The sequence below is a fragment of the Gemmatimonadota bacterium genome (assembly GCA_016720805.1).
In the GTDB taxonomy this organism is placed as follows: domain Bacteria; phylum Gemmatimonadota; class Gemmatimonadetes; order Gemmatimonadales; family GWC2-71-9; genus Palsa-1233.
Genome location: JADKJZ010000002.1, coordinates 156,396 through 178,424 on the forward strand (window position 1 = coordinate 156,396; position 22,029 = coordinate 178,424).

The following is a 22,029-nucleotide window of genomic DNA, read 5'->3' on the forward strand; positions in this document are numbered from 1 at the left end:
TCCACCTTGCTCGTCAGCCGGCCCCCGGACGGCCGGTCGACGGGCCTAGCGCCGCCCGACCAGGAACCACTGCTCCTGACGGGGCCGGAAAAAGTGCCAGCCGTCGTCGTCGAGCCAGGCGTCGTCCTCGAACATCACGAAGAGTTGCTCCCCGTTCCACTCCGGGATCGGGGTCTTGGTATTCAACTCAACCGACAGGTACGACCCCTTCCGGAGTCGCTTGCCGTCGGCGCCGGGACGCGCCCCCGAGCGGAAATCGATGCTCGCGCCGAGGCCGTGGCCCTGCAGCCCGATCGGATGCGAGTAGATCATCGCCTCGATCCCGCGCTCCTTCATCTCCTGCATCGTGGCACGATAGACCTCGCCCGCGGAACGATCGGGGCGCGAGTGGCGTTGCATCAGCGCGTCCTGCAGGATGTTGGTGTTCCGCATCGCGGCCTTCAGGCCAGCCGGCGCGTCGCGCTCGCCGGGCTTCAGGACGTAGGCCATCTTCTGCCAGTCAGTGTCGAAGCCCATGTAGCTGATGCCGAAATCGATGTGCACCACATCACCGGGGAGGATCACCGTCTTCTCCGGGGCCACGGCGAGGAAGCCACGCGAGAGCGGCAGCCCGCCACCCTGCCGCTGGATGCGCAGGTCCGGCTGGAACCAGGTCCGCACGCCGTGCGCGCCGAGGGCATCGTACAGCCAGTTGCGCACGTCACCGACGGTGGTGACGCCGGGTTTGATCACCTCGTTGGAGAGGGCGCGCTCGACGATCCGCGCCGTCACCGCCACCGCCGCCGTGTAGTGCGGCTTCTCCTGCTCGAGGCGCGTGTCCAACAGTTCCTCGATCAATGGCGCCGCGCTGACGAAGCGGGGCACGACGCTATCACCGAGCACGCCGACGAGCCAGGTGTAGGCATCATGGGTGAGGGTACGACTCTGCCCGCGTGACCCGCCGATCTCCAGTCCGATCGTGGCGGGGGCGTGCTCGGCGTAGAGCTCACGCAGGACGACCGCCGCGGGGCGGGGTTCCGCCGTGCTCTCGAACCAGCGCGTGAGGTTGTCCTCGGAATAGCCAGTGAGCGCCACGCGCCGAAGTCCTTTCGCCCCGGCGTCCACGAAGACGAAAATGTCGCGGTTGCCGGTGTAGGGGCGCGGTGGGGCAATGGCATGCACCACCGGATTGTCATGGAATTCCTCGTTCACCACGATCCACATCCCGATGCCATGGCGCCGCATCATCGGCAGCAGCATCGCATGCCGGGCGTCGAGCCACGACTCGCGGACGCGAATTTGCTGCGACCAGGGGAGCAGTCCGGTGGGTCCCTGCGGCGCCTGGGCGGCGGGCGCCACGAGCGGGAAGAGCGCAAGCAGCACCGCGAGGCGCGGGGTGGCGCGCAGCAGCTTTCGCATGGGGCTCCTGAGGAGTGAGAGGTCGCGGCGACGTCGGACGCCGTGCCGATCGTGGTGGCCTGTCTGGCGCCCCGCGGCCACGCCCGCTAACATGGGGAATGCCAACACATTACCACGATGCCACGCCCGGCGCACGTGCGGGCGACCGGCATGGTGACGGCGAGCCGCTCGCCCGGCCCGATGCACGGACCGACCTCTCCCCATCTGCCATGGCACCACCTCGCACCACGCCGGAACTCAGCGTGGTGGTCACCGTGGTGGAGGGCGGGGACGCCGTGCGGCGAATGCTGAGCACGCTCTGCCAGCAGCACCACCCGCCAACGATGGAAATCCTGGTCTCGGTCGACGACAGCGTGCGCGACCTGCTCGCGCTCGCACCGGCGTTCCCGACCGTGCGATTCCTCGACCTGGGACACGTGTCCACCGCACGCCCGATCACCAGTGCCGACGGCCAACACGAGTTGTATGATCGCCGCCGGGCCGAAGCGCTTGCCGCCGCGACCGGTGAGATCATCGCCATTCTCGAGGACCGCGGCCTGCCACGTCCCGACTGGGCACGCACCGTGGTCCAGCTGCACGCGCAACCGTGGGCCGTCATCGGTGGGGCGATCGAGGCGGCCCCTTCCGGACTGATCGCCTGGGCGCTGTACGTCTGCGACTTCTCCCGCTACGCGTTGCCCTTTGCCGCCGGGCCCGCGGCGTGGGTGAGTGACGTGAATGTGAGCTACAAGCGGCATGCGCTGGAGGCCACCCGCGCGCTCTGGATCGAGCGATTTCACGAACCGGCAGTGCACTGGGAACTGCTCCGGCAGGGAGAGGTCCTCTTCCTCACGCCGGAGCTGGTGGTCGATCATCTCCGGACACCCAGCTCGTTGCTCGGCTCGCTCGTTGAGCGATTTCACTGGGGTCAGCTCTTCGGGTACATCCGAGCCACCGAGCTGGGGATCGGCAAGCGACTGCTGCTGGCATTGGCATGGCCGCTGGTGCCGCCGGTCCTGCTCGGTCGTCACGCCCGGGTCCACGCCCGTCGCGGAGAGATCGGGCGATTCGTCGTCGCGACGCCCGTCATTCTGGGTTTCCTCATCGCCTGGGCATTGGGCGAGGCGATCGGCACCTTGACGGGACGGCCGTAGCCCGTGACGCACCACCCAGCACCCGGTCGCGTTCGCCACGACGCCGCGGTTGGCCGCAGCTTCCTCAAGCTCGGTGTCGGTGAGGCCGCGGCTCGAATCATCGCCTTCGGCGCCACCGTCTACCTGGCACGCACCCTCGGGGCGTCGGTCTACGGCGTCATCGTCCTTGCCACGGCGGTGATGCTGTATCTCACCTTTCTCACCGACTGTGGCGTCGACGCGCTGGGTGTGCGCGAAGTCGCCGCTGCCCCGGAGGCCCTCCCTTCGTTGCTGCCGAGCACGTTGGGGGCGCGACTGATGGTCGGCGTCGTCCTCATGGTGGTCACGGTCGCCGTGGGTGCCCTGATGCCGCAGCCCGACGGGGCGATCCTGGCGGCCTACGCCTTCACCTTGCCGATCTCCGCGCTCGGGACCCGGTGGGTGCATCTGGGGTTGGAGCAGTCCGGCCGCGCGTCGATCGGGCGCCTCCTCAGCGAGTGCGTCACCGTGGTGCTGGTGCTCGCGTTGGTGCGCGGGCCCGACGACCTCGGTCGAGTGCCAATGGCGCAAGTCGTGGGCGAGGGCCTCGGCGCAATCCTCCTCCTGCGCCTGCTGCCGGCGCCGCTTCGCGCGCTGCACACCGTGCTGGAGCCGGCAAGAATTCGGGCCCTGCTGCAGCAGTCCTGGCCGCTCATCGTGCATGCACTCCTGGGACTCGCGATCTTCAACAGCGATTTCATCTTTTTGCGGATCTTCCGTGACTCTGCCGCGGTCGGCATCTACGCGGCGGCCTACGCCCTGATCTCCTTCTTCCTCAACCTCGGCGCCACCTACACCATGACGCTCCTGCCGGTGATGACGCGTGTGCGGGAGGAGCGGTCGGCGGTCACGGCGCTGTACGACAGTTCCTTGGCACAGGTCCTCGCGGTGGCGGTCCCCGTGGCCGTCGGCGGCGCACTGGTCGCGCCGCGATTGATCGCCCTGGTGTTCGGCGCGGACTATCTGGCCGCCACGTTGCCACTCCAGATCCTCCTCTGGTCGATCCCGGTGGCGCTCATTCGCAACGTCTCGCAGAGCGCCCTCATTGCCTATCAACGGCAAGACCAGTTGATGCTCACCGCCGCGTGGGCGGCGGGCATCAACGTGGCACTGAATGTCTCGCTGATCCCGAGGTGGGGCTTGGCGGGCGCCGCGGTGGCCACCCTCGCGACCGAGGTACTTCGGACCACGCTCGCCGCGCGCTATGCGCACCGGCTCGGGCTGCCGTTGTCGTCGCCGTGGCGCTTTCGCCGGGTGATCGTGGCCGCGGTCGCGATGGCCGCCGTGGTGTGGTGGCAGACGGAACAGCCCCTCGGTCTGGTCGTGGCCGGCGGCGCCCTCACCTACCTGCTGGCACTCACGGCGGCGGGTGGTATCACGCTCAGAAAGGGCGCGCTGCCGGAGCTCACCCCATGAACCAGATGGCAGCGTGGCAATCGCCGATCGGCACCATCATGCAGGTGTTGCCGAAGATCGGGTCGGTGCTCCGAAACCTCCGGCCGACCTGGCACCTGCGCTCCCTCGACCTGCTCGACGCCGACTTCGTGGCGAACCACCGGATCAAGGCGCTCATCTGGGATGTCGATGGCACCATCACCAAGTTCCATGACACGACGGTGGCCGACGACGCCCGCGCCTTTCGCACGCTGACAACGATCCCCGGACTGCAGCATGCCATCCTCTCCAATGCCGGCGAGGATCGCTTTCGCGAACTGGGGACGATCTTCCCGGAGATCCCCGTCATGAAGGGATACTGGTGGAAGGATGCGGTGGCGCTGCGGGAGATCCTGCACGGCGAGGACTCCTGGTCGGCCGAGCAGGTGGTCGAGCGCACCGCGGCGGGTGCGATGCCGCTACGGAAGCCCCACGGGGGTCTGGTGCGTGCCGTGACACACCACCTTGGTCTCGCACTACCGGACGTGGTGATGATCGGCGACCAATACTTCACCGACATTGCCGGCGCCAATCTCGCGGGCGTCCGCAGCCTCAAGCTCCCGGCGATCGGCCCGGAGACGTTGCCGCAGAGCATCCGGATGGGCCAGGTGGTGGAACGGCTGGTCTACCGGCTGCTGCATGGTGCCCCGGTGTGGGATCGCCCACGGGCCGGACCCACCGCTCGGTAGGGGTGGTTCATTCGCCTCGGTCCGGCAGCGGACCCGTGGCACGGAACTGGCGCACGAGGGACCCCATGGCGATTGCCGACCGGTCAGACTTCTCCACCCCGCAGGGCGGCATGGCGCCGTGGTACCGGCTCCTGCGGCCGAGCCACTGGACCAAGAACCTCTTCGTCCTCGCCCCGCTCCTCTTCTCGGGGCGCGCGCGCGAGGTGGACGTGGCGATCTCGGCGGGGTTGGCGTTCGTCGCCTTCTGCCTCGCGGCGAGTTCGGTCTATGCGTTCAACGACGTGCTCGATCGTGACGCCGATCGCCGCCACCCGACCAAGCGGCTGCGGCCAGTCGCCGCCGGCCAGATCACCACCCGGCAGGCGATGGGGGTGTCGGGGCTGCTTGCGGTCCTCGCGCTGTTGTTGGCCCAGCAGGCGCACTGGCAGACCGCGGGGTGGGTCGGCCTCTATCTCGGACTCAATCTGCTCTATTCGTTCGGGCTCAAGCGGGTCGTCCTGCTTGATGTCTTCGCAATTGCCAGCTTCTTCGTGCTCCGGCTGCTCGCGGGTGCCGCGGCCGTTGCCGTCGCTCCTTCCGTGTGGCTGCTCCTCTGCGGCGGCCTGCTTGCCTTGTATCTCGGCTTTGCCAAGCGGCGCCACGAGTTGTCGGCACTCGGCGATGCGTCGGCGACGCACCGCAGCGTGCTGGCCCAGTACAGCGCGCCGTTTCTGGACCAGATCTCCTCCGTGCTCCTGGCCGTGACGATCGTCTCGTATTTGATGTATTCGTTGACGTCGGACACCGCCCGTCGCGTCGGTACCGAGGAGCTCAGCTACGGGATCCCGTTCGTGCTCTACGGTGTCTTCCGCTATCTCTACCTCGTCCACCAGCGCGACCAGGGCACGCCCACGGAGACGGTGCTCTCCGATCGATGGCTCCTCGCCACGGTCGCGCTGTGGCTGGTGTACAACGGGTGGGTGCTCTACCGTCCCTGAGTACCCGATCAGTGGCTGGTACACCGATCCCGCCCCGCACCGCCTGGAGAGCCATGACCCGAGCATCGACGGCCGTTCGTCTCTTCCTGACCGTCTGGCTGGTCTACGCCGCCTTCGCGACGACCAACGTGGTCCGTGAGACCTACCTCGCCGTCTCTCTCGGCGAGCGTCTCTCGGTGCGCGTCGACCCGTACCTCGGGCTCCACCCCGACTTGTTCGAGATTCCGGGGCGGGGGTCGTACATCAACAGCAATCCCGGCGCGTCGCTGGTGGGCGCCATTCCCTATGCAGTCGCCCGTCCGCTCATTGCGGGGCTGTTCGCCCTGCGGCCCGAGCTCGGCGCGCCGAAGCCCCCGACGGCCTACAACGACCCCCGCCCCAACCGCACCAACTACATGAACGAGATGCGCGCACGCGGGCTGGACGTGCGGCTCGCGCTGGCGGCGCTCGTGACGCAGGTCGGCCTCATGGCGCCGCTCGGGGCGCTGGCGGCGGTGGTGCTGTTCCGATATCTCGGGGCACGCTACCGCGATGAGCGGCTCGCCCTCTGGATGGCGCTGCTGTATGCCTTGGGAACGCCGATCTTCTTTCGGTCGGCCTTCCTCAATCAGAACGCGCTGCTCGCCCACCTGGTGCTGGGGGCCTGGGTCGTACTCACGTGGCCCACCAATGGGGAGCCACCACGCTCCCGTCGCGGCCCGTGGGCGTTGGCGGGGTTGCTGCTCGGTGCCGGACTGCTGATGGACTACAGCGCCGCGCCACTGGCGCTGGTGTTCGGCGGTTGGGCCTTGATGGAGGGGTGGCAACGGAACGGGCCGCGCGGGGCAGTCGAACTGGGAGGCGCCTGCGTGGCGGGCGCCATCGGGCCGGTGCTCCTGTTGCTGGGGTACCAGTGGTTGGCCTTCGGCTCGCCATGGTTCCCGGCGCAGCGGTACATGCCGGCCACCGACTTCAGCGTGCGTGGATGGAATGGTGTCACGCTGCCCGATCCGGAATTGCTCTGGCGCAACCTGCTCGACCTGCGCTATGGCCTGTTTGCCTTCTGCCCACTGCTGGCGGTCGGGTTGGCCGCACCGTTCGTGCGGCGCGTGGCGGCCGATCCTGACCGCCGCGAACAGGCCGTGGCCCTCATCGCTGTGGGCGCGTTGCTGCTCTTCAGTGCGGCAAACCAGTTCTCCAATCTCCAGTGGAATACCGGTGTCCGCTATCTGGTGCCGGCTGGTCCGCTGCTCTTCCTGCTGGTCGTGCCGGTGTTGCGCGCGCTGCCGCGCTGGGCCGCCATCGGACTCGTGGTACCGACACTGATCATTTCTGTGGCGGTGTCGATGATGCGGGAAGGGGTGGCGCCATCCCTGGCGCTGCTCTTCACCGTCGGTCCGACGCTCCCGGTTCTGCTCACGTTGCAGAAGACGGCGGCGGCCTACGCGCCGGCCCTGGCCGGGGGGGTACAGCCATTCGGCGTGCTCGCCATCCTGGGACTCGCCGCCGGCGTGGTGCTGATCTGGCGCTTCCGCCGCCCGCAGGCGGGTTGAATCGTGGGCCACATGGCTGACGCCGTCGTTCCTGTCGTCTCACGGAGGATTGCTTGATTCGACCATTCCTGCTCCGCCCGCCATGGGATGGGCCCCGCAGCGTCGCCCGCGCGACGGTGCTGCTCGCGTCTGTCGTGTGCATGGCGTGCAACGACGCGCCCGTTGACCAGCAGCCCATCCCCTCACCCCCACCGCCGCCGGGCACACCGCCCCCGCCGTCGCAGGTGACGGCCACGATCACCGTGGACACGCTGACGCGCTTCCAGGTGATGTCGGGCTGGGAGGCCGTGACGCAGGCCGGTCAGGACGAAGCGGGGTTCGCGGGGTGGCAGCAGCAGTTGATGGACCTTGCCGCCAATGACCTGGGACTCAATCGGCTCCGACTCGAAGTCCGGTCCGGTGTCGAGAATCCGGTGGACTCCGACGCGGCCTACCGCGCCGGCACCATCTCCACGTCGGAATGGCGGAACAGCCGCTACCTCGTGGTCAATGACAATGCGGATCCGAACGTCATCAACGCGGCGGGGTTCCACTTCAGCGCCATCGACCGGGCGGTCACCAACGTCGTGCTGCCGCTCAGGCAGCGTGTCGAGGCCAACGGGGAGCGGCTGTATGTCAACCTGAACTACGTCTCGTTCAATCCCAGCACGACGCTGGCGCACCTCGACCCGGCGGAATACGCGGAGTTCCTCCTCGCGACCTTCCAGCACTTGCAGAGCACGTTCGGTTTCGTGCCGGACGCCGTCGAGGTCATCCTCGAGCCGGACGCCAACACGCCGTGGGTGGGGACACTGATTGGACAGGCCATCGTTGCGGCCGGCAATCGGCTCGCCCTCGCGGGATTCCGCCCGGAGTTCGTCGCCCCGTCCACCACCAACATGGCGAACGTGGTGCCGTATCTCGACCAGATGGTGGCCGTGCCCGGGGTGATGACCTACCTCAAGGAGGTCTCCTACCACCGGTATGGTGGCGTGTCGGATGCCAACCTCGCGGCGATCCACGCGCGGGCCAGTGCGCTCGGGCTCAGGACCGCCATGCTTGAGCATATCGGGAGCGGGGTGGAGGATCTCTTCAAGGACCTGACGATCGCCAAAGTCTCGGGGTGGCAGCAGTATACGCTCGCGTATCCGACGTCGGACGACGGCGCCCAGTACTTCACGATCACCGGTGGCCTTCCCGTGATGGGGAGCCGAACGCGCGCGCTCCGCCAGTACTTTCACTTCGTTCGACGCGGCGCGTTTCGCGTCGCGGCGACCAGCACCAACGCGGCGGTCCGACCGGTGGGGTTCACCAACCCCGACGGTGCGCCAGTCGTTGTGTTGCACACCGAGCGCGCCGAGACGCTCGCCATCCGGGGTCTGCGCGCGGGTCGCTACACGATCTCCAATGCGCTGCCGTCCGCCGCCGGCCCGACCGAGGCGACCGTCGGGGCCGACGGCGAATTGCGCTTCAGCGGCGTCGAGGGCGTCATCACGGTGGCGTGGCGCCCGTGACGTCAGCCAGCCCTGATGCACGTATCCCGGGCGGCGAGGGCTGGGCCGGCGTGATCGCGTGGTCGGTTGCCCTGGTGATCGGACAGGGGAGTTTCCTGCAGTTGGTCGATGCGGGCCCGTCGGTGGGCTATCAGCATCTGGGCAGTCCGGGGCAGTTGATCGACACCAAGCCTCTGCTGCTCGGCCTCTACGTCGCGTACGCCGCGGTCGTGGCCGGCGGGATCGGGCTTTGGGCGCGTCGGCGCCGCTGGGACGCAGGTTCCTTCCCGCGGCGACTTGTCGTGGTGCTCCTCGCGGTCTTTGGCGCGAGCTCGGTGCTGTCGGCCTCACCAGCGAAATATCTTCTGGAGTCTGCCGCCCTCTTCGCCGTGCAACTCGTGGCGTTGGCGAACGTGCTCCTCATCGCGGCCACGCTGCCCGGGCCGAGCGCGACGCGTCTCGGCACCGCCAGCGCGCGATGGCTCGGTGATCCGTCCACCGACTCGGTCACCCCTGATAGCTGGCGATGGGCGCTCGGTCCTGCCGCGTTCGTCCTCGTCGTTTCGCTCCTGCTCGCAGTGACCGCGTATCAGGGTCGACCGCACATTCCCGATGAAGTCGCCTTCTACATGCAGGCAAAGTATTTCGCGCACGGATTGCTGTGGATGCCGGCGCCGGCGGTGCCGGCCGGATTCGATGTCGACCTGATGACCATCGACAGCACGCGGTGGTTCTCCGCGATGCCGCCGGGATGGCCGGCGATGCTGGCGGCTGGCATGGCGATCGGTGCACCGTGGGCCATCAACCCGATCCTGGGCGCCGTCAACATCCTGCTGACCTATGCCACGCTGCAGCGGGTCATGCCGCAGCGTACCGCGAGAATCGCCACGCTGCTGCTGGCGCTCTCGCCGTGGCACGGCTTCCTCGCCATGAGCTACATGAGTCACGCCTTTTCCCTGACGCTGGCCCTGATCGCGGGTCTCGCGATGGCGCACGTGTGGCGGGGCGGGTCACCGTGGTGGTGCCTGATCGGCGGCGGGGCGATCGGGCTGGCCAGCGTGAATCGCCCCTTGGAGGGGGTCGCGCTCGCATTCGTGTTCGGGGTGATCACCCTCGTGCTCCTGGTGCGTCGCCGGCGCATCGCGCCGGTGCTGCTCCTGGGACTGGGTACCCTGATGGCCGGCGCGCTGGGGCTGGCGTACAACGCTGCCGTGACGGGGCGTCCGCTCACCTTCCCCGTCGAGGAGTACTTTCGCCGGGTCTACGGCCCGGGCCGCTACGAGATCGGGTTTGGGCCAACGCGCGGCCTCGGCTGGCCAGGCCTCGACCCGTTGCCGGGACACGGCGCCGCGGACGTCGTCATCAACGCGCTGCTGAATCTCTTCCAGGTGAACACCGAACTCTTCGGGTGGGCATGCGGATCGCTTGGACTGGTGGTCCTGGCGCTCGTCCAGCGGCGTGTCCGAGGCATCGACTTGTTCATGTGGCTGAGCATTCTCGTTGTCGTGGGTCTCCATTCGCTCTTCTGGTTCAGCGGCGGACCGGACTTCGGGGCCAGGTACTGGTTCCTGGTGATCGTTCCCTGCACGGCCTTGGCGGCGAGCGGAATCCGCTCGATCGAGGGAACCGATCCCCGTCGGCAGGGACGAGTGCTCGCGGCCGTCGGCGCGCTGAGTTTCAGTACCCTGGCGGTGTTCTATCCGTGGCGTGCCACGGACAAGTATGACCACTACCGAGGGATGTCAGGCGATGGCGGCGCGGTGCTTGCGAACGCTCCGCAGGCCGCGGGCGGGTTGATTCTCGTCAGCGGAAATCGATTTCCGGATTTTGCCTCGATGGCCGCCTACAACCCGGTCGACGTCAACGAGCGCGTCGGCACCATCATCGCCTGGGACCGCGATGCCGGCACTCGAGCGGCACTCCTGGCCGCCTATCGAGGACGTCCGGTGTGGCGGCTGGTCGCCCCGCGGGAGCCACGGGGCGCATGGTTGCTGCAGGGTCCTTTCAGTGCCGACTCGACGGCACCACTTCCACCGTTCCCCACGGGGCCGTCGGAATGACCGACGCCCGAAGCGACTCCTAGCGCTCGGGCCGGGCGCGCTGCTCGGCCACGACATCGGCGATGATGCTGCGGAGCGGCGTGGTCGGGCGGAAGTCGATCATGGCCTGCAACCGGGTCAGGTCGGGGATCCGGCGGTGCATGTCCTCGAACCCCTCCGCATAGGCCTCTGCGTACGGCACGTACGCGATCGGCGACTCACTCCCCGCCGCGTCGCGCACCATCTCCGCCAACTGTCGGATCGACACCTCCTCGTCCGAGCCGACGTTGAAGACGCCACCGATCGCATTCGGATTGCCAATCAATCGCAGCAGCGCCTCCACCGCATCCTGCACGTGGCCGAAGCAACGTTGCTGGTCGCCGGTGCCGTAGACGGTGATCGGTTCGCCGGCCAGCGCTTGCCGCACGAAGTTCGGCAGCACCATGCCGTAGCGCCCGGTCTGCCGAGGCCCCACCGTATTGAAGAAGCGGACGATGATGACCGGCACGCCCTTCTCCCGCAAATAGGCCAGGCCCAGCCATTCGTCGAGCGCCTTCGAGCAGGCATACGCCCACCGTGAGTGCGTCGTCGGCCCGAGCTGCAGGTCGCCATCCTCGCGGAACGGGAGGCTGGCGCTCTTGCCGTAGACCTCCGACGTGGAGGCGATCAGCACCAACTTCTGCTTCTTCGCCGCGGCCGCGAGCACCACTTCGCTCGCCTTGACGTTGGTCTCGATCGTGTGCACCGGACGTTCGACGATCAAACGCACGCCGACGGCGGCGGCGAGGTGGATCGTCACGTCGCAGCGGTCCACGCACTCCGAGACGAGCGGCACGTCGAGCGCCGACCCGATGCGGTAGGAGAAGCCCGGTCGGTCGACCAATGCCGCGATGTTGTCCATGCTGCCGGTCGAGAGGTCGTCAAGCACCAGTACCTCGTCGCCTCGGTCGATCAACCGCGTCGCGAGATGGGAGCCGATGAAACCCGCGCCGCCAGTAATCAGGTACCGCATGTCCGACCTCAGGAGTTGGGAGAAGGCACTCGCGCACGCTGGCGATCGGCGGCCGCGGCCTGCACGATCTCAAGGTATCTGGGGATCACCGTCCGCTCGCTCCAGAGCGACTCCAGGGCCTGGCGTCCCGCCAGGGCGAGACGCGCCCGATAGGCGGGGTCATGCAGGAGCCGAGCCATTGCCGCGTCGAGCTCCGCGCGGGTGGCGAACACCTCGCCACCGTGGGACGCCGCCAGCAATTCGGGCAGCGGGCCAAGCCGCCGAGCGAGCACCGGCGTCGATTGCCGGAAGGCCTCGAGCAGGATGATACCGAAAGTCTCATAGCAGAGCGACGGCACCAGCAACCCGACGGCACCACGATACCACGCGGCGAGCTCCGTGCTCGGCACCCGGCCCAGGAAGCGGACTCGGGGGTTGCCCCCAGCTTGCGCGCGCAGTGCCTCGCTGTACTCGCCGTCGCCGGCTACCACCAGATCGGCGGGGCCATCGCCCTCGAACGACGGCAACACGTCCTGCAGCCCCTTGATCAACTCCAGTCGCCCGACGAACAGGAAGTAGGGCCGGGGGTGCGGGGCGGCGTTGCCGACCACCGGCGCCTCCGCTTCGCCGTCGGGAAGAAAGTAGGGCAGGACATCCATCTCGCGCGGGAAGCCGAACTCCCGGTGCTTCTCCCGGCTGAACTCGCTCATCGCGATGAATCGGTCGATGTGCCGCAGGTTGCGTTCGAGGTGTCCGGTCCAGCGCCACCACTGAGGTGGCCGGCGGTACTGCAGCTGGCAACTGAAGCATTGCCGTCCCGTGCACACCTCGCGTCCCTTCCGCCAGAGGACGTGCGTCGGACAGACCAGCCAGTGTTCGTGTGCCATGTAGAGCTTGACTGCGTCGCCGTACGGGAAGAGTCCGGGGCCGCCAATCAACGACATGTTGTGGAAGTTGATGACGTCAAACTTCCGCTCGTCGAGCAGCCGCTTGATGCGACGACCGTTCACGATCGGTCGGCCGGTCTGCTGCGTCAGCAACGGCGAGAGGACGCCGAGCCCGCTGCGCAACGGGATGACTTCAAGCCCCTCCGGCTCGGGCTCGGCCGGCGGCGCCGGTCGCTTCGCGAGCGCCTCGTAGGCATCGACGTCGTGGATCACCGTGACCTGGTGGCCGGCGCGAACCAGTCCTCGGGCAAGGCGCTGAATTCCGATGCCGTCGCCACCGAAATTGTAGGGCGGGTAGAAGGTCGTGAGGAAGCCGAAGCGCAGTCCGCTCATGCGGCCGCCTCGTGCAGGGCCGCCAGCGCCGCGCGTGCACTCGACTCCCACGTGAGCGAGAGCGCTCCATCGCGCGCCCGCCGACCCATCGCCATGCGCGCTGCTTCATCCGTCATCATCTGCTCGAGCGCGTGGGCCAACGCGCCCTCGTCGCCCGGCGCGACGAAGATCCCGCCACCCTCGAGGAGTTGGGGCAGGGGACTGGCGGTCGTCGCGATCACTGGCGTCCCCGTGGCGGCGCCTTCGACGGGCGGCAGGCCGAAGCCTTCGGACGCCGACGGCAGCACGACGGCGAGCGCGCCAGCCAGCAGGTCTCGCACCGCCTCGTCCGGCAGGAAGCCGGTCCAATGCACCAGTGCGGCGGTACCGCCCGCGTCCACCGCCTCGACGATCGCGGCCTGATCGCCATGAAAGGCATCCCCCGACCGCGCCCCGATGAGCAGGAGGTGCACCGGGTCGCCATGCAGCCGCGCCGTCTTCGAATGCGCTCGCACCAGCAGGTCCACGTGCTTGTGGGGAGAGAATCCCCCGACGTACGCAAACCATCGTGCGCCAGTCGGCAGCCCCACCGACGCGGCCGCGCGATGGATCGCGTCAGTCGTGGGCGTGGTGCGATAGATCGCTGCCGGCGCATTCGGCGCCACGCGGAGCCGGTGGGGCGCCACGTGGTGCACCTCGGTGATTTCGCGCGCGGCGTACTCGGACACGGTCAGGACCAACCGCGACTGACGGAGGGCAAGCCCCACCTTGGCGCGCCAGAAGAGCCGCGCGCGGCGCGATGGGAGGGTGAGTTCGGGAAAGCGCTCGGCGATCGCATCATGCACCGTCACGACCGCCGGTAACCGAAGCGGCAAGGGGAAGTAGGTGTACACCGTCGGTGAGAAGAAGACATCAGGCCGGTGACGGCTGACCGCCCGTGTGAATCGCAGCATGTCGGCCGGCGACCGCGCCGAATCGGCACTCGCGGCGGTGGTCGGCGAGACATGCTGCGGGACCACGATCGTCCGGACGTTTGGGGCATCGAGGGTGAACACCGCCCGGGCGCGCTCGTCGAGAAAACAGACGAACTCGTCCTCCGGGGCGGTGTGAACCATCGCCGTCACCAACTCGCGCGTGAAGCGGCCATACCCACGCGCGTTGGCCCAGCAGGTCGCGTCGACGCCAATCCGGAGACTCACCTGGCCACCCGCGTCCGGCCAGCCGATAGCCCGCCTCGGTTCGGCTCGGCCAGGGGCAGGCACGACTCCGCCTGAGGCGTCATCGCAACGGTCATGGTGCTCCTGAGGAGGTGATGCCACAGAATGCTCAGGCCTGATCGCCTGTCGGACATATGGGAGAGCATCTTCCATGCCTGGGGGGGGGGACGCGGTGTCGGGCGCGGCCGCGGCCTTCGGGCCCCCGGGGCGGCCGGGGGGACCTGTGCCGGGGGGGCGGGCGCTCGGGGGAGGGGGGGGGGGGGCGCGCGGGGGGCTGGTGGGGCTCGCTTTGAGGGGAGGCCATGCCGGCCGGGGGTCCTGGCCCCGCGCGCGGCCTGCGGCGGCGGTTGGGGACGGGGTGGGGACACGCACGGGGAGTCTTCAGACAGGGGCTTGCGTGTCGCGCCGGTGCGGACCGGGCCCGGCCGTACGCCGGGTCGACGGACGGGGCGGGGGGGGGGTCGGCGCGATACGGCCTCACGGGGCTTCGCGGCGGCGCACCCGGAAGGCGGCCGGCCGGCGGCCGTGCGCCCCGCGGGGCGGCCGGCCTGGCTCGCCGGCGGTGACCAGGACCGCCCCCGAAAGGAACGACAGGTCGCGTGTCCGCCGCGCAAGGGTTGCCGCAGCTGCGAAGCAGGATCGGTCGGGGGGGTGGCCGGCCTGGCCATGAGCGGGGCCGCGTTGGCACGCCGCCATCGGGTGACAACTGGTGCAATTGGTGAGCTGGGCGACAGGCAGAGTCGCGGGTGTCGATGGGACCCACGGATGGCGTTGCCGAGGGGCGTCTGGTATGCACGGAGGGCCGGCTCCGCTGGGCGCCAGGCCGGGGCCCCGCCCAGCCCATGCGCCAACGCGTCATCGTCGCCCTCCGTCACGGGTCCGGCATCGGCCGGTGAATGGAAACAGTCACCGGCTGGCACGCCGGCCGGTCCGATACCCAACGCAGGAATTGCGCCGATCCTGCGGCCGGAATCACCCTCGGCGGCTCCCCGCCTGCCGGTACCCCGGGTGGTGCCCTCACCCCTCCTTGTTCTTGTCGTCCCAGGCCATCGGCTCCCAGAGCTCGACCTTGTTGCCATCCGGGTCCATGATCCACGCGAACTTGCCGTTTTCGTGCGACTCCGGGCCCTTGAGGATCTCGACGCCGCCGGCCCGGAGCTGGGACAGCATCTCGTCCATGTTGTCGATGCGATAGTTGATCATGAAGGCCGACGTGCTCGGGCTGAACCACTTCGTGTCCTTGGCCGCCGCATTCCAGACCGTCAGCCCGCCATCGCTCGCCTTGTCATCAGGCCAGCTGAGGATGGCACCGCCCCAATCCTCCAGCGACAGCCCCAGGTGCTGCTTGTACCACGCGCCGAGCGCGGCGTGGTCGCCCGTGCTCTTGAAGAAGACGCCGCCAATGCCGGTGATCCGTGCCATCGCTCCCCCTGAGTGTGTCGTAGGCATCTGCGCGCCGTGGCGCAGCCAGAGAACATACCTCGCTCGCAGGCTCAGGGGTGGGCGGGCGTTCCATCGGACCAGTTCGCGACCCCGATCAGGAACACCAGCATCGGAGGCAGTCCCTGCATTGGCGCTGTATCCGTCGACGAGAAGAACCAGTACGGGGCGGCCATGAATGGCGAGTCTGCCCCCGCAGCGCCCCAGTCCTCGGCCTCCACGCCCGCGGTGAAGAACATGACATGCGGCATGTTGTGGGTGCCCTCATCGGTGAGGTAGGCCGTGCGCGACATCATGTAGGACATGGCGCCGCTTTGGAGCGCCGGCACCTCACCATTGGTGACCGCTGCCTTGATCGCCGCCAGGATCTCCGCCTTGGGACGACCGGCCATCGCCAGCCGGCTGCGCAGGAGCACGATGGGGAGAATCGTCCGCGCCGCCTGGCGATTCATGCAGTCGGCGGCTCGTACCTTCGGGTTGTAGAACTCCGGCCAGTCGAACGCCGCCATCCAGCTGCGCGCCACCATGCACACAAAGCCGTTCGTCCCTTCGACCGCGGTCCGGTATCCTTGCGGCCCGAGGACCAGGATCGTCGCATTGCTCGAAATCGAGGTGGGCGCCGCGCTGCGGGCGAGCTGAATCTCGGCGCGTTCCTCCATCTGGTACGCACCGATCGCCGCCATCTTCGGGTAGGTCTCCGCCTGCGCCGCGGCTGCTGCCACGGCACAGAGCATCGCGAGCGCGAGGATGCTCAGCGCGCGTGTCGGTGCGCCACTCATGATGCGGCGTCGTCCATGACTGCCGGCATCGGGAAGCGCTCGTGCATCCACGCTTGCCACTGCGGGGTGGCACGTTCGACGTTGGCGATTGCCTGGTCACCGTACAAGCAGAAGGTCAGCGTCGCCATGACGAAGTCACCGAATGCGATGGTGCCGAGCGCGGCAGTGCCGGGGCCGGGCGAGTCGAGCCGCACGAGGACACCGTAGGGGCTGTCGCTGACATGCTCGATGAGTCCGCCGAGCGGAGGGGCGCCAGCTGGTGCGGCCCACGAGGCGCCGACGCTCGCATCGTCCAAGCCGAGTGCTCCGGTCAGTGTGGCCCAGGCCTCCGCCGCCGTTCCCGGCACAGGCACCATGATTCGCATGATCGCCGAGGGCTGCCCGCGGAAGTGCGCGAGGTAGAGCCGCAGGATCCGGGCGATGCCGGGCCACCCTTCTTCGGCGCCGGTCAGCTGCGCGTCCCAGTCGTCGGTGCTGGCGAAGAGGCTCTGGACCACCCGCACCACGCAGACTCCACCCGCGCGTGCCTCGACGCTGAATTCGGTGGCGATCGGCGGCGAGCCCGGAGCCCACCCTGCACCCTCCCGCGCGAACAGCTTCGGCGGATTCCATGCCGTCACCACCGAGCGGGGATCCATCGCCGGACCGAAATCGAGGTTGAGCGCGACCGGCTTTCCGCCTTCCTCCTCGAACTGTGCCGGCACGAACCACGCAGAAATGCCCGGTCCGGTCGCGATCGCTTGCCAGACCTCGTCCGGCGTGCCGGGAACCTCGATCTCGACCTCGATGGAACGACGTCCAGAGGCTTCTCGTTTCACGCTCATGTCAGCTCCTTGGGAGTGGATTGCTGCGGGATGGGGTGTGCCAGGACCATCAGGCGATGCGGCCGTCCGTCGGGGGCGGACGGATCGTGGTACTTCGCGCTGAGCGTCGCGATGGCGCCGGCGAGCTCCTTGCTGAACGCCGCGCGATCCGACGCGGACCGAAAGCAGATCTCGGTGTCGACACTCAGCGTCGCCAGACGCTTCCCCGCCTTCTCCGCACGGCGCACCAGGTCGGCCACTTCGCGGATGATCCTGGCACCCACGGCGATCAGGTAGCTCGCGGAGAGTCGATCGACTTCGCGCTTCGGATCGATGGCGACCGGCCCCATCGCCCCTGGGCTGACGACATACGACGCGGCGGTCGCGACCAGCAGCCGTTCCGTCAGCCCTCCCCACTTCCGCTCCTCGGCCAATCGCACCAATCCGTGCGCCTCGAGGGCGTGCAGGTGGTAGTTGACCTTCTGCCGGGCCAGACCAACCCGGGCGGCCAGCGTTGCCGCTGACGCTGGGGTGGCCAGTTCAGAGAGGAGCCGGTTGCGGATCGGCTCGAGGGCCGAGGAGGCCGCGGCCGGGTCGTCGATGACGTGGATATCAAGCATGGAGAGAGCATACCTTTGACAAAATATATTGTCAATGGTGACCCCAGGAAGTCTTGCCCTCGTCCCGGTTCGCTAGTTTTGAGAGAATGGCCTATCGTGTCCTGCTTCAGATGCCCTACGTCCGGGTCTGGTTCTCCGGAACCCTCACCGGGGCCGACCTCCGCGAGGTTGCGGGCGAGTTGCGCGCCCACGAGCGTGAGCTCGGCCGAGTGCCGGATCGTCTGGTGGACATGTCCGCCATGGTGGCCACGGATACCACCTTCAACCTCGCCATCTTGGCCGCGCGGGTCCGCGGCGTGCAGCGCTTCCCCAATGCCTTCCGTTCCGCCCTCGTGGCCCCGACCGTCGCGGTCGCCGGCTTCGCGCGGATCTTCCGGATTCTGAATCGCAATCCCCAGATCGAGGTCCACGTGTTCGAGGACGTGGACGCCGCAGAGCGGTGGCTGAGCCAACCGTCTTGATGCGCCAACGCACCGCCACTTGATCCGCGTGAGCTCGTCGGCCAGCGGACGCTATGGGACTTAACACTTAGGTATTGACCGAAGTGTTGTCGGGTGCTAGACTGTCTCGCGCAGGTCAGCTCACCCGCCACTCGGATGGTGCCAGACATGGTCCAAACCGCAGCCACCGATGCCGTCTTCCACGCCCTCGCCAACCCGACCCGACGTAAAGTCCTTGAGCGCCTCTCCGCCGGACCCGCGACCGTCACCGACCTCGCAGCGCCGTTCGCCATGCAGCTCCCCTCGTTCGTCCAGCACCTCGCGGTGCTCGAGCAGAGCCGATTGGTGAAGTCGAGAAAGCAGGGGAGGGTCCGCACGTACGAGCTCGCGCCCGAACGGCTCAAGGTCGTCGACGATTGGCTGACCGCGCGGCGTCATGAGTGGGAGAAGCGACTCGACCGCTTCGACGCCCACGTCAAACACCTCAAGCAGAAGGAGTCCGCATCATGAGTCAGCACTTTGGCTTCAATCCGACACTCGACTTCGCAATCGAACGCACGATCGACGCATCACCGCGCCTTGTCTGGGAGGCATTGACCAACCCGGCGCATCTCAAGGAGTGGTACATGCCGAGAGAGTGGGGCAGGGTGGCGCGGGCAGAGCTGGAGTTGCGCCCCGGCGGCATCATCCGCATCGACATTGTCGTGGGTGGCGGGCAGGAGGTGCCGAACGTCGGTTGCGTGCTCGAGGTCGTGCCATGGCAACGTCTCGTCTGGACGTCGATGCTCTTCCCCGGCTATCGGCCGGCAGTCTTCGATGACATCCCGATCACCGCGATCATGAAGCTGGAGGCCGCGGGCACCGGAACGCGCTACGTCTTCACGGCGCTGCACCGGAGCGAAGCCGACCTGACTGCCAACAAGGAGTCGGGCTTCTACCAGGGAACCGAGATCGCCATCGACCAGTTCGTGGCGCACGCCCTGGCATTGAAGTAGTGCGCCCAGACATTCGCTACCGCAGGCGCGTGGCGGTGAACGGGAAACGGTACTCCTGCGGGGGATCTTGCAGCACCTCGTCCTCGGTGACCCACCAGATCCATATCGAAATCGTGCCCGTCATGGTGGTCCCAGTACGCGTGGCCGTGAAACGAGAGGCGCCAGAAGGCCCGGTCTGAACTCCGGCGTCCTTCACAGTGTAGACCATGGTCCCGAAATTCGACTGACCGGTCATCGTGCCGCTGTTCAAGTCGGTCGTGGACTGCGTCCAGAAATTCGTGCCCCACCCAGTGAAGAACGGCCCCAGGGCAAAAACCTCCGTCGGCACATGGCCGAGGGGGAAGTCGAACTCACCTGCGCGACGTGCGACCCCTGGGAACGGGTCGGTCGGGTCCCACGGCGTCGTGAGGATCCGCAGTTCAAGCTCGCTTGTGGTGACGGTCTGCTGACTCACGGAGATCAGGCCCATGCCGGGCGATGCCAGGAGACGCCGCAAAGCGGCATCGTCGGCGAAGTCGTCTGCCGGATCCAGTGGAAGGTAGTGGTTCGGATCGGTGATGGACGTCAGCCGCCAATGCGAGACGGCATTCGCCTGCACCTTGACAGTGTCCGCCGCAAGGCTGGCGCCGCTGGCTTCATCAAAGAGGGTGGCGATGACCGTGTAGTCCTTCACTTCCGGGTACGAATGTGTCGCCGTCGTGGTATTGCGACTCACCGTGGTGCTGCCGGCTCCCCAGTCCCATTCAATGAGATACCCGGTGGCCGGGGGTGAAGACACGGTTGCCGTGAAGGTGAGCGGAGCAAACGCCGCAGTGAAGTTCGAGATTTCGGGCGACACCGTGAACGGGGCCTTGGTGACGGTCAGGAGATGTGCCGACATCTGCCGTAGCAGTCCACCAACCCGCGCGAAGGGCGACACCACCATCTCGGTCGGGACGCCATCGGGAATCGCGGCGAAGTTCGACAGCGAGGTCACCGGTAGATCGGTGCCGTTCGCGCGGCCGACCTCAGCGCCTGTCGTCGGCAAGTTGATCACCCAGCCGGTCGTTCCCCCACCGATGCTCGGCACGCGAATGGTGGTCGAACTGTTCCGAACGACGATGGTGTTGTTGCTGATCGGAGTGAACGAGCCGCCGGGCGCGCTCTGGACTTCAACGGCCACCTCCGGGATACCGGCCGAGGCACCCATCGCATCGTTCTTCTGGCGACGCGCAGTCGCCGCCGATTGCGCGAGGGACGCCAGGTCCGACAGGGTTGCGCTGATCTTGCTGAAGGTGGTGGTGAACGAGGAGACGGGGATCGCGGTACTTACCGTCACGAGGGCCTGGTCGGCGGTGACGTGGGTGGCAAGTGCCGCATATCCCGCTGCCACCGAGCGGCTCCAGATCACCGGGGCGTTCTCCGCCGGATTGAGCAGGGTGAGGTCGGCAGCCGTCCCGGCAATCGCCGTGGCGAACAGCGCCGGGGCTTGGCCAGTGCCAAAAAGTGCCACCGGCACCGGCTGACCCCCGATGGCGAGTGACGCCACAATGTTGTCGTGCAGCAATTCATCGCGCACCGTACTCGACAGTGTCGACAGTGCGGAGAAGATGGAACTGAATGTTCCGCTGCTGGTCTGGACTTCGGCCTGCGCAATCTTCGCCGCGGCGAGCGGTCCCTTGTCTGCATAGAATCCTGGCGTAGCCAGTGGCTTGACAACGTTGCCGAGCAGTACGGAAGCAGTCCCGGCCAGCGACTGCAACGCGGCCAGTCCGGCACTGAAGCCGTTGGGCGCCTGTGCCGATCCATGGTCCAATACGGGCCAGCGGCCGATCGACGGGGCGACCACTGGTCCGGCCGGCGCCACGGGGACGAGCATCGAGACGGGGATCAGTTGACCCACGGAGAAGCCCCGGCTCGTGCTGAGCAGCCCCGGCTGTGCGCCAGGCCCACGGAGCAGATCGCCGCGGAGGTGGGTCGTGACGACGCGGATCGATGTCGAGGTGCGCGCCACCGTCGGCATGACCTCCATGACGCCGCGCGATGGGTCGCGCATCACCAGCACGACATCGGTGCCCGGAGCGCGCGTGATCGGCACGTCGATGGTCATCAGCTGGGCACCGCGCGGCTGGTCGGTCGCAATCTCCAGCATCGGGCCGACGGCCTGGTAGCCGGTTGGCAGGGACGGCGGACTCTGGCCAGCGAGATTTCGCAGTCGAATGACGCCACTCGCGGCGAAGGTCCCCGCCGGCACGGTCACCTGAAGGCCCTGATAGGGTTCTCCTGCGGCCGTGATCTGGATGGTTCCCCCGCCCGTGCCGATGGTGCCCTCCACCCCCCCCGTGCCGGCCACACTCAGCGTGGCCTGAAATGTCACCGCCGCCAATGAGCCCACCTGGGCCGCCAGTCGCTGTGCGCCTGCCGGGCCAAGGGTCCACTGACCCAGACGAGCGACGCCGCTACCATCCGTGAGGGCGTTGGCTCCCGTGATCGTACCGCCCCCGCTGGTCACCGAAAAGTGAACGGTGGCACCAGCCACTGGCGCCTGCGCGGCATCGCGGACGAGTACTGCAGGGGCGACGGGTACCGCCACCCCGGAGGCGGCTTGCTGCTGGTCGCCGGCCGTGATGGCGATCGACGCAGGGCTGCCAGCTGGTGGCGTGGTGCCGGTGCTGCCTCCCCCGCATGCGCCGAGCACCAGGAGCAGTAGCGTGGCAGCGCGGCGGGAGAGCGGGAAGGCACAGGTGGAATGGCACATGGGGTCTCCGGAGATGGCGTACACTACCAGAGACGCGCCGAAATGGCCGGCGGAGG

At 67.9% G+C, this 22,029-nt stretch carries 19 protein-coding genes; 10 read left to right on the top strand and 9 right to left on the bottom strand.

Features of this window, described 5'->3' with window-relative positions:
• Window positions 1-45 precede the first annotated feature (45 nt).
• A complete protein-coding gene (locus IPP98_03925) occupies window positions 46-1,398 on the bottom strand; it encodes an aminopeptidase P family protein (GenBank protein MBL0178260.1) in 1,353 nt (450 codons plus the stop codon).
• A gap of 98 nt (window positions 1,399-1,496) precedes the next feature.
• On the opposite strand from IPP98_03925, the gene IPP98_03930 reads away from it, so the two are divergent.
• The 7 genes from IPP98_03930 to IPP98_03960 all read left to right on the top strand — a co-directional run bounded on the left by IPP98_03930 (window position 1,497) and on the right by IPP98_03960 (window position 10,713).
• Window positions 1,497-2,531 (top strand): hypothetical protein, encoded by a 1,035-nt coding sequence (locus tag IPP98_03930; GenBank protein ID MBL0178261.1) that lies wholly within the window; start codon window positions 1,497-1,499, stop codon window positions 2,529-2,531.
• Between the two features lie 3 nt (window positions 2,532-2,534).
• The gene (locus IPP98_03935) at window positions 2,535-3,965 is read left to right on the top strand and encodes a flippase (protein ID MBL0178262.1); all 1,431 of its coding nucleotides are present in this window, start codon (window positions 2,535-2,537) and stop codon (window positions 3,963-3,965) included.
• Window positions 3,962-4,672: an HAD hydrolase-like protein gene (locus tag IPP98_03940; GenBank protein ID MBL0178263.1), complete on the top strand. Its 711-nt coding sequence runs from the start codon at window positions 3,962-3,964 to the stop codon at window positions 4,670-4,672. The genes IPP98_03935 and IPP98_03940 overlap by 4 nt, the downstream gene beginning before the upstream one ends.
• Window positions 4,673-4,737: 65 nt before the next feature.
• Window positions 4,738-5,649: a decaprenyl-phosphate phosphoribosyltransferase gene (locus IPP98_03945; protein ID MBL0178264.1), complete on the top strand. Its 912-nt coding sequence runs from the start codon at window positions 4,738-4,740 to the stop codon at window positions 5,647-5,649.
• A gap of 53 nt (window positions 5,650-5,702) precedes the next feature.
• Window positions 5,703-7,181 carry a hypothetical protein gene (locus IPP98_03950; protein MBL0178265.1) on the top strand — a complete coding sequence of 493 codons (1,479 nt, stop codon included), beginning with the start codon at window positions 5,703-5,705 and terminating at the stop codon, window positions 7,179-7,181.
• Window positions 7,182-7,234: 53 nt separating this feature from the next.
• Window positions 7,235-8,674, top strand: a complete 1,440-nt coding sequence (locus IPP98_03955; protein MBL0178266.1) for a hypothetical protein — start codon at window positions 7,235-7,237, stop codon at window positions 8,672-8,674.
• A complete protein-coding gene (locus IPP98_03960) occupies window positions 8,671-10,713 on the top strand; it encodes a hypothetical protein (GenBank protein MBL0178267.1) in 2,043 nt (680 codons plus the stop codon). Before IPP98_03955 ends, IPP98_03960 begins: the two co-directional genes overlap by 4 nt.
• 19 nt (window positions 10,714-10,732) lie before the next feature.
• Here IPP98_03960 and IPP98_03965 read toward each other — a convergent pair whose 3' ends face one another.
• The 7 genes from IPP98_03965 to IPP98_03995 all read right to left on the bottom strand — a co-directional run bounded on the left by IPP98_03965 (window position 10,733) and on the right by IPP98_03995 (window position 17,801).
• Window positions 10,733-11,704 (bottom strand): NAD-dependent epimerase/dehydratase family protein, encoded by a 972-nt coding sequence (locus IPP98_03965; GenBank protein ID MBL0178268.1) that lies wholly within the window; start codon window positions 11,702-11,704, stop codon window positions 10,733-10,735.
• A gap of 8 nt (window positions 11,705-11,712) precedes the next feature.
• On the bottom strand, window positions 11,713-12,963 hold the full coding sequence (locus IPP98_03970) for a glycosyltransferase family 4 protein (protein ID MBL0178269.1): 1,251 nt from the start codon (window positions 12,961-12,963) through the stop codon (window positions 11,713-11,715).
• Window positions 12,960-14,141, bottom strand: a complete 1,182-nt coding sequence (locus tag IPP98_03975; GenBank protein ID MBL0178270.1) for a glycosyltransferase family 4 protein — start codon at window positions 14,139-14,141, stop codon at window positions 12,960-12,962. Before IPP98_03975 ends, IPP98_03970 begins: the two co-directional genes overlap by 4 nt.
• A 1,035-nt stretch (window positions 14,142-15,176) precedes the next feature.
• Window positions 15,177-15,581: a VOC family protein gene (locus IPP98_03980; protein ID MBL0178271.1), complete on the bottom strand. Its 405-nt coding sequence runs from the start codon at window positions 15,579-15,581 to the stop codon at window positions 15,177-15,179.
• Window positions 15,582-15,652: 71 nt separating this feature from the next.
• The gene (locus tag IPP98_03985) at window positions 15,653-16,282 is read right to left on the bottom strand and encodes a hypothetical protein (protein MBL0178272.1); all 630 of its coding nucleotides are present in this window, start codon (window positions 16,280-16,282) and stop codon (window positions 15,653-15,655) included.
• A 92-nt stretch (window positions 16,283-16,374) separates the two neighbouring features.
• The gene (locus IPP98_03990; protein MBL0178273.1) at window positions 16,375-17,202 is read right to left on the bottom strand and encodes an SRPBCC domain-containing protein; all 828 of its coding nucleotides are present in this window, start codon (window positions 17,200-17,202) and stop codon (window positions 16,375-16,377) included.
• Window positions 17,199-17,801 (bottom strand): helix-turn-helix transcriptional regulator, encoded by a 603-nt coding sequence (locus IPP98_03995; GenBank protein MBL0178274.1) that lies wholly within the window; start codon window positions 17,799-17,801, stop codon window positions 17,199-17,201. Before IPP98_03995 ends, IPP98_03990 begins: the two co-directional genes overlap by 4 nt.
• Window positions 17,802-17,887: 86 nt before the next feature.
• Between IPP98_03995 and IPP98_04000 the strand changes: the two genes are divergently transcribed.
• The 3 genes from IPP98_04000 to IPP98_04010 all read left to right on the top strand — a co-directional run bounded on the left by IPP98_04000 (window position 17,888) and on the right by IPP98_04010 (window position 19,236).
• Window positions 17,888-18,262 carry an STAS/SEC14 domain-containing protein gene (locus IPP98_04000; GenBank protein MBL0178275.1) on the top strand — a complete coding sequence of 125 codons (375 nt, stop codon included), beginning with the start codon at window positions 17,888-17,890 and terminating at the stop codon, window positions 18,260-18,262.
• A gap of 147 nt (window positions 18,263-18,409) precedes the next feature.
• A complete protein-coding gene (locus IPP98_04005; protein ID MBL0178276.1) occupies window positions 18,410-18,751 on the top strand; it encodes a helix-turn-helix transcriptional regulator in 342 nt (113 codons plus the stop codon).
• Window positions 18,748-19,236, top strand: coding sequence for an SRPBCC domain-containing protein (locus tag IPP98_04010; GenBank protein ID MBL0178277.1), 489 nt, complete (start codon window positions 18,748-18,750; stop codon window positions 19,234-19,236). Before IPP98_04005 ends, IPP98_04010 begins: the two co-directional genes overlap by 4 nt.
• A 16-nt stretch (window positions 19,237-19,252) precedes the next feature.
• Here IPP98_04010 and IPP98_04015 read toward each other — a convergent pair whose 3' ends face one another.
• On the bottom strand, window positions 19,253-21,973 hold the full coding sequence (locus IPP98_04015) for a PKD domain-containing protein (GenBank protein MBL0178278.1): 2,721 nt from the start codon (window positions 21,971-21,973) through the stop codon (window positions 19,253-19,255).
• Window positions 21,974-22,029 lie beyond the last annotated feature (56 nt).